The 14,124-nt window shown below is 41.1% G+C and carries 16 protein-coding genes; all 16 read left to right on the top strand.

From position 1 onward, the window contains the following. Positions 1-7: 7 nt before the first annotated feature. The 16 genes from TY16_RS04125 (at position 8) to TY16_RS04050 (ending at position 13,927) form a co-directional block, all read left to right on the top strand. Positions 8-844 carry a flagellar hook-basal body protein gene (locus tag TY16_RS04125; RefSeq protein ID WP_052342589.1) on the top strand — a complete coding sequence of 279 codons (837 nt, stop codon included), beginning with the start codon at positions 8-10 and terminating at the stop codon, positions 842-844. Positions 845-971: 127 nt separating this feature from the next. Further along, positions 972-2,453: a flagellar filament capping protein FliD gene (gene fliD / locus TY16_RS04120; RefSeq protein WP_043930496.1), complete on the top strand. Its 1,482-nt coding sequence runs from the start codon at positions 972-974 to the stop codon at positions 2,451-2,453. A 197-nt stretch (positions 2,454-2,650) separates the two neighbouring features. Continuing rightward, entirely contained in the window at positions 2,651-2,974 is a 324-nt protein-coding gene (locus tag TY16_RS04115; RefSeq protein ID WP_043930495.1) for a carbon storage regulator, read from the top strand. Between the two features lie 191 nt (positions 2,975-3,165). Next, positions 3,166-3,909 carry a flagellin N-terminal helical domain-containing protein gene (locus TY16_RS04110; RefSeq protein ID WP_043930494.1) on the top strand — a complete coding sequence of 248 codons (744 nt, stop codon included), beginning with the start codon at positions 3,166-3,168 and terminating at the stop codon, positions 3,907-3,909. Positions 3,910-4,128: 219 nt separating this feature from the next. Then, complete coding sequence (locus TY16_RS27045) at positions 4,129-4,368, top strand: flagellin (protein ID WP_269320271.1); 240 nt, start codon at positions 4,129-4,131, stop codon at positions 4,366-4,368. Positions 4,369-5,046: 678 nt separating this feature from the next. Beyond that, the gene (locus tag TY16_RS04100; protein ID WP_043930491.1) at positions 5,047-6,630 is read left to right on the top strand and encodes a hypothetical protein; all 1,584 of its coding nucleotides are present in this window, start codon (positions 5,047-5,049) and stop codon (positions 6,628-6,630) included. Positions 6,631-6,742: 112 nt separating this feature from the next. Beyond that, positions 6,743-7,090, top strand: a complete 348-nt coding sequence (gene flaG / locus TY16_RS04095) for a flagellar protein FlaG (RefSeq protein WP_043930490.1) — start codon at positions 6,743-6,745, stop codon at positions 7,088-7,090. 60 nt (positions 7,091-7,150) lie between these two features. After that, positions 7,151-7,723 carry a DUF6470 family protein gene (locus TY16_RS04090; protein ID WP_043930489.1) on the top strand — a complete coding sequence of 191 codons (573 nt, stop codon included), beginning with the start codon at positions 7,151-7,153 and terminating at the stop codon, positions 7,721-7,723. 117 nt (positions 7,724-7,840) lie between these two features. Next, complete coding sequence (flgM, locus tag TY16_RS04085; protein WP_043930488.1) at positions 7,841-8,116, top strand: flagellar biosynthesis anti-sigma factor FlgM; 276 nt, start codon at positions 7,841-7,843, stop codon at positions 8,114-8,116. A gap of 11 nt (positions 8,117-8,127) precedes the next feature. After that, on the top strand, positions 8,128-8,613 hold the full coding sequence (locus TY16_RS04080; RefSeq protein WP_043930486.1) for a flagellar protein FlgN: 486 nt from the start codon (positions 8,128-8,130) through the stop codon (positions 8,611-8,613). A 32-nt stretch (positions 8,614-8,645) separates the two neighbouring features. Further along, positions 8,646-10,106: a flagellar hook-associated protein FlgK gene (gene flgK, locus TY16_RS04075; RefSeq protein WP_043930485.1), complete on the top strand. Its 1,461-nt coding sequence runs from the start codon at positions 8,646-8,648 to the stop codon at positions 10,104-10,106. Between the two features lie 15 nt (positions 10,107-10,121). Further along, the gene (gene flgL, locus TY16_RS04070; protein WP_043930483.1) at positions 10,122-11,018 is read left to right on the top strand and encodes a flagellar hook-associated protein FlgL; all 897 of its coding nucleotides are present in this window, start codon (positions 10,122-10,124) and stop codon (positions 11,016-11,018) included. 93 nt (positions 11,019-11,111) lie between these two features. Then, on the top strand, positions 11,112-11,735 hold the full coding sequence (locus TY16_RS04065; RefSeq protein WP_043930482.1) for a flagellar brake protein: 624 nt from the start codon (positions 11,112-11,114) through the stop codon (positions 11,733-11,735). 258 nt (positions 11,736-11,993) lie between these two features. Beyond that, the gene (locus tag TY16_RS04060; RefSeq protein WP_043930481.1) at positions 11,994-12,884 is read left to right on the top strand and encodes a hypothetical protein; all 891 of its coding nucleotides are present in this window, start codon (positions 11,994-11,996) and stop codon (positions 12,882-12,884) included. A 325-nt stretch (positions 12,885-13,209) separates the two neighbouring features. Continuing rightward, a complete protein-coding gene (fliS, locus tag TY16_RS04055; RefSeq protein ID WP_043930479.1) occupies positions 13,210-13,578 on the top strand; it encodes a flagellar export chaperone FliS in 369 nt (122 codons plus the stop codon). Between the two features lies 1 nt (position 13,579). Continuing rightward, positions 13,580-13,927, top strand: coding sequence for a flagellar protein FliT (locus TY16_RS04050; RefSeq protein WP_043930478.1), 348 nt, complete (start codon positions 13,580-13,582; stop codon positions 13,925-13,927). Positions 13,928-14,124 lie beyond the last annotated feature (197 nt).

The raw sequence follows: 14,124 nt of genomic DNA, 5'->3' as shown, positions 1-14,124 counted from the left end.
CATGCACGTGAATACGTCATTATATATTTCTTCAGGTGCGCTGCACGCCTATCAGCAAAAGCTGGATACGTCGGCAAACAACCTGGCAAATATCAATACACCAGGATTTAAGCGCCGTGAGCAAAGCTTCTCGGAAATTCTTGCTTCACAGCTGAATAACCAGGTTAGAGGCGATCAGGAACAGGGCAGGTTGACTCCGATGGGTCTCCGGGTTGGCTATGGAACGGTTGCTGGGATGACTCAGTTGGACATGGCACAGGGACAGGCAATTGAAACAGGAAGTCCGTTTGATCTGATGCTTTCTGGCAAGGGCTTTTTTCAGGTGAGAACAGGAGCTGGTGAAGTTCGTTATACAAGGGACGGAAGCTTTCATTTAAGCCCTAATCCTGATAATCCAGGAAGCTACCATCTTGCACATGCTAATGGTGCGCTATTGCTTGACCAAACAGGCAATCCTATTGAACTGAGTGGTGCTGATGAAGTAAAAATCATGGAAAATGGTCAGATTCAGCTTAGAAACAAGCAGACTGGGCAAAACTCACTTTCCCAGCAACAGGTTGGTGTTGTTGATATTCCGAATCCTTCGCTATTGCAAAATACAGGAGACAACCAATTCGTGATTGATGAAGCAGCTCTCCCTCAAGGAGCTGTCATTGGCAACTTTGTGCGAGCAATGGAAGCAGGGGAATTCAAAGTATCGACTGGGTTTTTGGAAGGATCCAATGTTGATATTACAAAGGAAATGGCCGACTTGATGACTTCCCAGCGGAGCTATCAAATGAACTCACGGGCAGTTTCCTATGCCGACCAAATGATGGGGGTAGCTAATAATATTATGAGGTAGATTGAATCGGGACACTGGGCAAGCTGTCCCGATTTTTTCATATCTCTAAACTTTAATTTGTTATAGCCGATAGACTTCGATAAAAGGGTCGTCATTTTACAAAAAGCATGGAAGGGGGTATGACCCAATGATTAATAGTAATAGTACAACATTAAGAATCAGCGGCTTGGCTTCCGGAATGAATACCGATGAGATTGTCGCCAATCTAGTAAATGTCCAAAGCAGCCGTCTTCATAAGATGCAGCAATCGAAAATCTCAATGGGCTGGAAGTCCGATGCCTATCGTGATGTGAATAAGAAGGTTGATGAATTCAGGAAGGCTATGGAAGGCTTACGTTTGCAATCCACATTTAATAAGCAAACAGTCAGCTCCAGTGATCCTAATGTAGCGGTATCTTCTGCAGGGATTAGTTCAAAATCGGAAATTATCATCAACAGCGCCACTCTTGCAACAGCTGACAAACCGGCAATTGTTAGTTTCAATACACAAGGAAAAGATATTGCTGAACAATTCAGCTTTACCTTAAATAATTCTGATACAGCAATTGTGGTTCCAAAAGGAACTTTAGATCAGGCTGTTGCTGCAATTAATAAATTGTCTGATAAAACTCTGGTAAAAGCAGCAAACGTGGGTGGAAGCCTTGTCCTTACCTCAACTGGTACAGGTCCGGAAGCAGAGATTAGAGTTTCCAACATAACCGGGCTTGATCCCTGGGGAATGGCAACTACTTTAAGTACTCCAAAAACAGGTGAAGCAGGGAAGTCAGGTGCAGTAACAATTAATGGCACACCCATAATGATTTCCACCAATACTTTTACGTATGAGGGAGTAACTATCAATCTAAAGAATGATATTTCTAAAAATGTTACCGTTCAAATAGGCAGTGACACTGAGGGAATCTTTACTGGGATTAAGACATTTGTTGACAAATACAACGAACTGATTGCTGACCTGAATGGCCGCCTATCAGAGAAGAAGTATCGGGACTATCCGCCACTTCTGGATGAACAGCGAAAAGATATGAAAGAAAATGAAACCAAGCTTTGGGATGAGAAGGCGAAAAGCGGTTTATTAACTGGAGACTCAACCATCCGCTCTTTTTTGACGGAAATGAGGAACAGTCTCAATTCAGCAATAGAAGGCATGCCAGATGGCTTTAAATCATTAAGAGATATTGGAATCAATTTTTCTACTAATTATCGTGATAACGGTAAATTAATTCTTGATGAAGCGAAGCTGAAAGGTGTACTTCAAACCAATCTTGTAGATGTCAAAAATATGTTTGCAGCAAAAGACCCGGATTTAACTGGAACAACTGTAACGAATTCAACTCTGCACCAAAAGAGTGGATTCGCTTGGCGAATTTATGACCGTCTGAACACAACTGTATTACAGATGGGCTCTTTAGCGGGTTCACCAAACTCCACTGTTGATACAAAAAGCTTCATTGGTAAGCAACTTAAAACGCTCGATCAAAATATTGTTAGGGAGCAGGATAAGGTCCATGCCTATGAAAACAGGCTATGGAAGCAGTTCAGTGCGATGGAAAAGGCCCTCCAGCAAATGAATTCGCAAAGCTCCTGGCTTTCTTCGCAATTAGGGATGTAATTCAAAAAAACTGTCTTATGGGAAAACTTCGTAAGGCAGTTTTTTTATTTATAAAAATTTACTTTCTCACTAAACAACTTCGGCTTCTTGACGATAAGTATAATAGATAGTTTGAACTATTTTCATCAATAAATAAGGAAAACTATTGTATCTCTTTAACAATAAAATAATAGGAGGTAACCGGGGAGGTTCGATAAATGTTGATTATTGGGAGGGAAATTGGACAATCCGTCATCATTGATGGAGATGTGAAAGTAACAGCTGTCCAATTTGCTTCAAAACTCCGCCTGACAGTTGATGCACCGGAAAACATCCAGGTGACTAGGTCCAAGCCTGAACCTGCTAGAATTTTTAAGAAAAAACTTAAATCAATTAGTGAAACCGTTCAAATTGGCGATTCTATTAAAGTGACCATTCTCCTGACAGAAACAGGATTATTGCGGCTCGCAATTGATGCACCGAGAGAGATCAGGGTTTATCGTGAAGAATTGTATTTGCAGGAAGAAATACAAATCTCTTAGCACAAAAAAGGTAGTGAAAATAAATTTAAATAAACCACTAAACTCTTTTTCACACTCTCCGATAAAAATAATAGATTCATAAGAAACTTATTTAACACACCGGGATAATAAACCGAATTGGTTTATCATAAATCATCTTTAAAAGGATCATCCTTTTAAAAATATAAACATACATTTAGGAGGAAAATGAAATGCGTATTAACCATAACATCGCAGCACTTAACACTCACCGTCAATTGAGTGCAGCGAATAATGCACAACAAAGTTCAATGGAGAAGTTATCTTCAGGTCTTCGTATTAACAAGGCTGGAGATGATGCAGCAGGTCTTTCAATTTCAGAGAAAATGCGTGGACAAATTAGAGGGTTAGAAAAAGCATCTCAGAATGCCCAGGACGGTATATCAATGATTCAGGTAGCCGAAGGAGCTTTAGCTGAAGCTCAAGATATTCTACAACGTATGCGTGAATTGTCTGTTCAGGCAGCGAACGATACAAATTATACTGAAGATAGAACTGCGATTGCTGATGAATTAGGGGAATTGAAGACTGAACTTACACGTATAAAAGATACTACACAGTTTAATAACCAGAAACTTTTAGACGGTACTTCAGCTGGTAATGCTGGCACTGTTACATTACAAGTTGGTGCCAATGCAACTGAGTCCATGACATTAGACTTTACAGCTGCTACAGGCATCGACTTAGCAGGTATTATTACTACTATTGGTGATATTGATGTATCAGATAATGGAAAAGCTCAGACTCAGATTACAACTTTCCAAACAGCTTTAGATTCAGTCTCTGCCCAACGCTCTAAATTAGGAGCATATCAAAATAGATTAGAACATACTATCAATAACTTAGATAATGCTGCACAGAACACAACTGCAGCGGAATCTCGTATCCGTGACGTAGATTATGCTTTAGCTGCTTAAGCAGTAACAAGCACAGTCGTCCTAGCTGGTAACGGCTAGCGAGTATAATTGGGTGAATTGCTGGAAAACCCTTAGAGCTTTTCTTGCCACAACGTAGTTGGAAACGACAGACGTGACGGTTTGAAAAAAGAAAAGATTGGGCAATCAGCAGCCAAGCTCCTGTCTCGAAAGAGTGGAGAAGGTTCAACGACTAGGATATACCATCTAAGGCGAAAAGCTATGGTGATGAAATCCATAGGTGAAACAATGTCCATCAGCATTGTGGATCCGAAGTGCCCAGCCCCTACTAGATTACTAGAGGGTGAAGATATAGTCTGGTCATTTATGAAAGTAAATGTTCGCACGATGGCGAAAGAGATGATGGCACAAACTAAGAATTCAATTCTTTCTCAGGCAGCACAAGCAATGCTGGCTCAATCCAATCAGATGCCTCAAGGGGTTTTACAACTTTTGAGATAATGATTAGAAGGGCGTCTAGCTTGGCAACGAGCTAGAGGATAACTGGGTGAATTGCTGGAACTTCCTAAAGCTTCATCAGCCACAACGCAACTGGAAACGGTAAGCGTGATGGCATGAAAATGATGAAGATGAACCAATGGATAATCAGCAGCCAAGCTCCTGTGAGGAAACTCTGGAGAAGGTTCAACGACTAGAGAATACGGTCTACGGCAAAAGCTATGGCTATGAATCTCGTAGGGCAGCATAAGCTGTTCGAAGTGCCCAGCTCCATAATAGTATGGATGAAGATATAGTCTATTCTATGACCGAAAGGCATAGCGGCAAAGCAAGCCAACCAACAGCCACAAGGAGTTCTTCAACTTCTTCGTTAATAAACAATAAAAAACACGGTCTGAGCAATCAGCCGTGTTTTTTTACATGCATTTTTAAAGGGTATGCGGATGAAAAAACAGGAACTGATATCCGAAATTAATGAATTTCTATGTAGAAATCCAGGAACAAATAACATACTTTTGAATTTCTTGTAGAGACCCTATTTAAGGGCTTACCAGTAGTGCAATCGCGGAACTATCCATGGCCTTTAACATTAAAAAAGGCACTGAAAAAAGATTTATTAAGATAGCTTTTATGTACAAACATACGTTCCTTTTTTGTGTATAATCAAATAGTGTGATACATATGAAATTGGAACAATTCCAAAGGCTATCACATCATGAGTTACTCAAACATCCAGCTTTAAAACCTTATAATGAGTTACTTTCTAATCAAATACGTGCTCTGCCAAGAGGAACGTGGCAGAAGGATGAGAACGCGATTGTTCTTATTCGATATGTTTTGGAAATTAAGCTTGGTTTAACAAGGGATGAGATTTCTAAAATTACACGCACTCATATTAAAGAAAATAAGCTCTGGGGTGCCTTGAATCGTTTTAAATCAATTCGTAAGTTGATTCATTTTGTTTATCCAGGCGAATATCATGAATGTGAGTTTAGTAAAGTTCCGGTAGATTATTGGTCAAATCTAGGGAACATAAAGGAACGTTTTGAATGGCGACTTCAGCAGGAGGGGCTGACAATTGCTGACGTTCCGTCTATTAATTACGATTTACTCATTAAGTGGGGTTTTGCTAATCCACTTAAGCGTTACGGTGATTCTCCTTATAGGTTATTAAGCTCACTTTATCCCAATCGCTTCAAGGAAACTGATTTTAAAAAGACACCCCAAGGTTATCGAAAAGATACGGCTAATTTAAAACAACAATTTCTTGAAATATTGGAAAAGGAAAAAATTCAAATGGACGATGTACCAAAACTGGTAAATCGCGATCTTCTTTATCGCTATCGCCTTTCTGGTGTACTTTCTTCTTTTTCTAGTTCAGTTTCAAAACTAGTGAGTTCATTGTTTCCTGAGCATTTTTCAATAGAAGATTTTCCCGTAAAGCCAAATCGCTATTGGGATGATTTGCAAAATGCAAAGGATGTGATTGAGAAGCTATTGGGAAAGGAAGGTGTGTTAGAACAAGATATACCATCTTTTCTCACAAAGAAAAAGCTTACAGAAGCGAAACTCGGTGGCTTGCTTGACCGATTTCATGGATCACCGATTGAAATTGTCCAGGCTCTTTATCCAGGGAGGTTCTCGCTAACGGACTTCCAGCGGGTACCGAATAAATATTGGTATAAAAAAGAGCATAGAATACAGGCATTGAGGGATTACTGTAGAAAGGAAAACATAAAGCGTGATCAATTGCCACTTTTAAACCGGGCTTATTTTCGTAAATACTTCCCTCGATTTATTAGTGTTGCTGACCGCCACTATGATAGCAAATTTTATAGATGGATTATTGAAAGTTTTCCAGAGTATACATTTTCATTACAAGAGTTCCAATTGCTTGTTGGGGATGATGGCCAAATCTGTGATTCAAAAGAAGAGCTTATCCTTCATAACTTATTTATCAAGTTATTAACCAATGCAATAATTGAACGTGAGGCGGCCTTTTTCCACAATGAGAATGCTAATGAAACGTATATTCCTGATTGGATCATTGAACAGAATGGACAGAAATATATAGTTGAATATTTTGGGTTATTTGGTTCTACTCGCTATCCCCATTATTCTGAAAAGACAACTCGGAAAATGCTTTTCTATAAATTACTTGAGGAATACGCTTTTATAGGGATATTTCCGGAAGAATTAAAAGAGAAAGGATTTGATAGAGTGTCTAATAAATTGCACCAAGCAGGGATAATGATAATGCAGTAGGTTTTCTCAGAGTTTTTACAATGGTTCTTTTTGGTCAAAAAAAAACTCCTAAACTTCCCCTCGTTTTATCCGATATTGCAAATAGCCACTACTATGCCATGGAGGGGATACCATGCTGGATAAAATAACGCTTCACAACCAACTGCGGATGGACACGAATATTAAACAGGAAGTAGATGTACCAAAGGTTAGAGAAGTAATACCTATTAAGGAAGAACTTCCAGAGCAACACCCATCAAAGAAACAAACTGAAAAAGTCATTAATAGCATGAATGATTTTTTAACAAGCTCTCAATCGCATTTGAAATTTGAATACCACGAAGGTTTGGAAGAGTACTTTGTGACACTCATTGATGATAACACCAACCAGGTCCTCAGAGAAATTCCTTCAAAGAAGCTGCTCGATATGTATGCAGCGATGTCCGAGTATCTTGGCCATTTGATCGACCGTAAAGCATAATATCGGGAACCTTTCATCTTAGAATACAACATAATCCTATAAATTCAGGAAGTGAACACGTTGTTCCCTCAAATACGCATCACCCAAACACACGCGCAAATAGGTTTACGCAAGACAGAGCCGATACAGGAACTTGAGCAAAAACCAGCCCAGCTGTCTTTAAATCAGCAGCCAGCCCGAATGTCAATTGACCGCCAAGCCTCAGTGCTTGAAATCGATCAGGAGCAGGCACGATATGACCTGAATATGAAAAATCGTGCCACTTTTCATGCCGACATGGTTTCAGAAGCAAGACAAGCTGCGTTAGAAGCGGTTGCCGAGATTTCGCAGGAAGGCGATCAGCTGGCTGCGATTGAGCAAAAAACGGATGCACTAAACAATATTATAACTAGCAAAGTGAACCCGCCAGCTGCAGACACAACGATAAAGTTCATTCCGAGCCATGGTTCGGTAAAATTAAATTTTACTCCGACTGAGCTTAAAATCAACTGGGAGCGGGGCGGCGTCCAGGCAGACTATACTCCTTTTGAAACAATCCATAATTACACACCTGGTAAAGTTGAAGTCTACGTAAGGCAAAAACAGCAGCTTGAGATTGACTTTGTTGGGCTGAATGTTAACAGCAAATCTTAATGCAAAAAGCAGCGTTCCAACTTTGGAACTCTGCTTTTTTACGTTTTTTTGTAAAAAACACTAAACATTCATTCCTAAATGTCCGATAATAGAAAGGAAGTGATAGGAGGGATTACTATGCGGATCAATGACATGAAATATGGGTTCCATTCCTACCAGAGTCAACAGAACCGTTCAACTATAAACAATACAGATAGGAAGTCATCTCCTTCTGCAGACGTTAAGATTTCTGCGAAGGGACTTGAGATTTCCAAAGCAATGGCTACTGGCCAGGCAGAGCGCCAGGCACGCATTCAGGAACTAAAAGCACAAATCGCAAACGGTACCTATAATGTCGATAGCTCCAAAGTGGCAGACAAACTACTTGGCTTTTGGGCAAATGAAGGAGAATAGGAGTGACGCAGATGGCGCCTCTTACGAATTTAATAGATATATTGGAAAAGATGCATGAAGAGCATCGGCAGCTGTTGGAACTGGCTAAAGAGAAGCGGGAAGTTCTGATCTCAGGGGATACTGAAATGCTTCAGAGCCTGCTGTCTAGAGAAGCGCGATTTTTAGAAGCAGTTGGGGTTCTCGAACGTGAAAGGGAACAGTTTGTTAAGGATTATCAAACCAACAATGGACTGGAAGGTACATCTTACACACTGGATGAACTTGTTGGACATGTTCATCAACCTTTCTTGAAAAATCGTATTACTGCCGCAGCCTCTAAACTCCGGAATGTTATTCAGGAGTTAAGCCAGGCAAACAAGGATAACCAGCAATTAATTCAAACGTCGTTGTCCTATTTGCACTACTCAATCGGTTTGTTTGCTGGAAAGGAACAGACGACCGGGTACGGGCCAAATGTAAAGAAACGATATTCAAGTCTGCTAGATGCAAAAATATAGATCGAAGTTTTAGGCAAGGAGAGGGTTAGGGAATGGCTTCAACTTTTCACGGCTTGGAAGTGGGGAAAAGAGGGCTTTATGCCCAGCAAACTGCATTGTCCGTCACTGGCCATAATATAGCAAATGCAAATACAACAGGATATACACGGCAGCGGGCAGAAATGCAGGCCTCAAAAGCGATCCCTAGTCCTGGCATGCACAATGACCAGTCTCCTGCCCAATTGGGGACAGGTGTTGAGGTTAGCAAAATCGTCCGCCTCCGCGAAGAATACCTGGATGTCCAGATTCGCGGCGAGAGCAAAAATCTCGGCTATTGGGAAGCAAAAACCAATACTTTCACCCGGATTGAGGAGCTTTTGAACGAACCATCCGATTCCGGGCTTGCTGCGACAATGGACGAGTTCTGGAAGGGTTGGGAAGAGCTTTCCAAAAATCCAGACAGTGCAGCCGCCCGTGCGGTTGTAAGGCAAAGAGGTGTGGCTGTAGCTGAAACCTTTCAGCACATATCCAACACACTGGATCAAATCCAAGGTGATTTGAAAAATGTCATCAAAACAAAAGAAAGCGAAATTAATTCTCTTTCTTCACAGATTGCAAGTCTGAATAAGCAGATTTCTAGTCTTGTGCCGAACAATTATCAGCCGAATGACCTTTATGACCAGCGCGATGTCCTGATTGACCGGCTCTCCAAGCTTGTCAATGTTAATGTTACTCCAGGAGCAAACGGTATGGTCAATGTCTCGGCAGGCAATGGCGTATTGGTTTCAGGCCATACACCCGGCAAGTTAACAATTGGCTATGATCCAGCCACAGGGCTCGTGGATCCGGATGAAATCCAAATAGACGACCAAAAAGTATCTTTCGCTTCAGGCGAATTGCTTGGCCATATGGAGTCATATGGTTTGAAAGGCTCTGAAGCGTCTTCCATCATTCCTGGCTTAAAAGGAAAAATGGATGAACTGGCAGCAGCATTTACAACTCAAATTAACTCCATCCACCTAAACGGCTATAATTTGAATAATATTAATGGAAGTTCGCAAGAAAGAGTTCCTTTCTTTACAGGTTCAACAGCCGCGGATATAGAAGTCCATGGGGATATTATCGCCTCGTTGAACATGATTGCAGCAGGCAAGGAAGAATCTGCTGGCACGTCATCCACTGGTAACGGCCAGAATGCACAGGAAATCGCCAATGCAAAGTTTGTTGGTGTAACCTTTGGAAGTGCGAATTCAACAGCAGACGATTTTTACCGGAACATCATCGGCCAGTTGGGGATTGATTCAAACGAAGCCCAGCGGATGAAGGATAACTCAGAAGTGATTATCCAGCAGGTAGAAAACCGCCGCCAATCTGTTTCCGGTGTATCCCTGGATGAGGAAATGGCAAACATGATTAAATTCCAGCAGGCATATAATGCTGCTGCCAGATATGTGACTGTCATGGACCAGTTGTTAGATAAAGTCATCAACGGCATGGGCAGAGTCGGATTGTAGAAGGAGAGATAAGCTATGCGGGTCACTCAGAGCATGCTGAACCAGAACATGCTTGCGAATTTAAATAGAAGCAACCAGGCGATGGAGAAATATCAGCAGCAATTATCCACTGGTAAAAAAATCGATAAGCCATCGGACGATCCTGTCGTAGCGGTAAGAGGCATGTTTTACAGATCGTCATTAAATGAAATTGAACAATATAAGCGGAACAGCGATGACGGGCTTTCGTGGATGACAGCAACTGATGAAGCCCTCGACGAAGTGACTTCAGTTCTGCAAAGGGTTCGTGAACTGACACTGCAGGGTACGAATGGGACAAACCCTGATACAGCCAAAGAGGCCATAGCACAGGAAATTGCCCAGCTGAAGGAACATCTAGGTGAGGTAGCAAACACCCAGTTGGCCGGAAAGTTTATTTTTGCCGGCACAGATGTGAAAACTCCGCCTTACCGAGAATCCGCTCCAGGCACTGCAAAAGAATTCATGAATAACAACACTGAACTGCTTGAGCTTCGGGTTGGCCAGACGAATATTGTTCAAATCAATATTCTTGGTACTGACGTTTTCAATAACGACGGTAATGGTGGAGTATTCAAGGTTCTTGAGGATATTGTTTCAGGCTTTAGTGCTGGTGGACAAACATCCGCTGATGCCTTAACAAAGCTTGATGGGCAAATTGATAATCTTCTCAGGCAGCGTGCTGAGGTGGGGGCAAGAATGAACCGGATGGAGCTCAGCATGTCACGAATTGACGGGCTTGAGCTGTCAACGACCCGAATGCTTTCCCAAGAGGAAGATGTTGATTTAACTAAAGTTATCATTGACCTGAAAGCTCAAGAAAATGTGCAAAGAGCTGCATTATCTGCCGGAGCACGAATCATTCAGCCATCTCTCGTAGACTTTTTAAGATAAGTAGTAAACAGGATGAAGCCAATTCATCCTCTTTTTTTAGCTTTACGCATAGGTAAAATTTGTAAAGAAAACTAATATATTAGAGGGGATCACATGTTTCCAAAAGTAAATCAAAATATTTTTATTGATATTGTGGATCAAGAGCATTCTTGCCGTTCAATTATTGCCGACATAACTGAAAAAGAAGTAATGATTAGTTCTCCTTCAGATGCGAATGTGATTGGAGAACTGGTGGCGGGTACTCCATTGAGAATATCTTTTGTCACCAACGATAATCAGTATCGATTTGGAACAGAAGTACTCGGAGTAAAGAAAGACGCAATTCTTTTATACCGGTTAAAAAAGCCACGTGAACAGGATGTTATTAAGATTCAGCGAAGAGAGGATTTTCGAGTAAGTGCGAGTTTGCCAGTCACATTAAATGGCCAGAACTGTACTTCCATCAACATCAGCAGTGGTGGCATTTTGCTTTCCTGCAGCCCGCAAGCAGAACTTCCAACTGAAGAAATTTTTACTGGAACCTTCATGCTTCCATCGGTAAACAAAGTGATTTCAAAAATAGATTTTGATGCCCAGGTAATTCGAACTTCGCCAAGTGAGGATGGGCAAAGGCAAACTGTAGCACTTAAGTTTGTACACCTAGGTCAATCCGACCAAATGAAAATCCTGCAATTCTGTTTTGAAAAGCAAAGGCAAATGCGCTTAAAACAACGGTAAAAACCAAGAATATCCCCTTGAAAAACATGCCTCCTGACCGGCATGTTTTTCTCATTTCTTTTTACAAAAACTTACTGACCCCTTATAATACAAGTAGGAATATAGTGTTGTTTTGTTTGATACCTTCATCAAAAAATACACAGATACTCCCCAAAAAACGATTCTAACATTCGTACTATATAGTAAATTACCCCAAACAAACTATAAACTTTTTTATATATAAGATAATAGGGATGCTTTGAAATAGGAGGTATGACGATGAGCTTAAAATTGGCTCTTTCTGAATTGAAAGAAATGATGCTCCAGCCCCATCAGGCGCAGGTAGGAGAGGAAGAAATCCATCAGCTTGAAACAAAGTACGGATTAAGTAAAGATTCACTAATTTTCTACTATAACAATTTAATGATGCTTGGCCTTAATCAAACACAAGACCAGGGTGAATCAAAAAAAGTGAACCGTAAATGGTCAAAAGCCGAAATCGACTTTTTGTTCCTGTATCTTAAAGAACGCCAGGAAGAAGGCGCGAGAAATATTACAGAACTATTGGATGAGGCAGCGAATCTGTTGGGCCGCGGCTACCAATCTGTAAGCTATAAGTATTACACTCTGGCAAAAAAACAGCAGAAGACGCAAAAGGTTGAACAGCCTCAGGTTGAATTCGTTACGATCTCTGAAAATGACGTGCCTGTTGTTTCTACGGAGTTCATCGAGCCGATAAACGCACCAGCTGGAAGCATGGCTAAAAAACCTTCTCAGGACGGCGACCTGATTGATATCCTATCGGGGCTTATCTCTAACGTGGAACAGCTTCCGGGGATAAATTTGCATGAGATGCTGCGCAGCCTGTACCAGCTAACCAATATGGCGCTGCTCAATCAGCAAGCAGCCACTGAAATTGAGAACATGAAGTCAGAAATCAACTCCGAGAAAGAAGTTCTCCGGAATAAGCTTAAGAAGCAAGAACAGCAACTCAATCAAGAACGTCAGCGCAACATCGAGCTGCAAAATGAAGTTTCCAGACTGGCAAGGGAAATCCACGCATTCAGCCAGCTTGGCGATGCAGCAAAAATACAGAACTTGAAATCCTACAACCAAAGGCTTAACTACCTCATTGACAGCTCCGGCGTCGTCCATCAAGTCGGCAGCTAAAACTAGCCTATAAAAGCTACTCTGAAAAGGGTGGCTTTTTATATTTTAATAGAACAGAGTTAATGACTAAGTTGATATATAAGATGTTGATTGGAGCGGAGGACGCGTAGACTCCTGCGGGAGAAAAGGTCAGTGGAAGACCCCACAGGCGCATAGCGCCGAAGAGGCTTCCAGACCACCCTCGGAAAGCGAAGCGTCCGTAGCGAAAATCAACAAACCTGTCTAACGCAGCTTGTACTAATTTATTTAAATTAATCCTTAACTTTCCCACATTTTTACCGATAATAGAAATAACCGATCTTTTAGGAATTGAAGGGAGTATCCTATGACTCTAAAAAATCCATACCAAACCTACCAAAAACAAGCTGTTTCCACTTCGAAACCCGAAGACCTCACCTTGATGTTATATCAGGGTCTCGTTAAATTTATTCGTCTTTCCAAGCTTGCCCTTGATCAAAATAAAATACAAGATGCCCATACCCATAACCTTAGGGCTCAGGATATTTTAACCGAATTAATGGTCACCTTAAAGCCTGAATACGAAGTTTCAAAATCGCTTAAGGCGATGTATGATTTTATGAAAACGCGTTTAATTGAGGCGAATATGAAAAAGGATCAGGAGCTGCTGGTCGAGGTTGAAGCCTTTGCTGTTGAATTGGCCGAAACTTGGTCAGAAGCTGTGAAGAGAAAATAGAATGGAAACTTGGATTGAGGAACTAACTAAAATCTCAGTGGAAATGAAAAAGGCAATCGAACATGAAGAGTTTGACGAGCTAAATGAATTGTTGAAAATTCGTCACATTCTTATGGACAAGGTAGATGAATGGAAAGCAACTAATCCTGGGACTAAACTATCACAAAATGATAAAGAGAAATTGAAGGAAGTACTGGGGCTCGATCAGGAGTTGGAAAGAGTCTTAAAAGTAAAAATGTCAGAGAATATCCAGTTGCGGGGGCAATTGAAGGACCGCAACCGTGCCTCAAAAAAATACGGAAATTATCAAAGTTTGACGAACGGTGCGTTTGTCGACACATTCAAATAGTCCTAGCAAAATATGCGTTGGTCCGCAAAAATCCTTGCGTGACCGCGCATTTTTTTATGTCCGTCGCAATTTTTTTTGCGTACTCACGCATGTTTTTTTCGGTACAGTTAAAATTTGTTATCCATTAGAATAACAGTATAAAGAAATTTGCACTTTTTTGTCGGAGGACATCCTTTATATTCATTGTCGGTTGCCAT

Origin of the sequence: Bacillus sp. EB01, from assembly GCF_000613125.1 — a bacterium.
Classification (GTDB): Bacteria; Bacillota; Bacilli; order Bacillales; family Cytobacillaceae; genus Bacillus_D.
The sequence above is the reverse complement of the archived record's forward strand: the minus strand, read 5'-3'. Positions and strand labels throughout refer to the sequence as shown.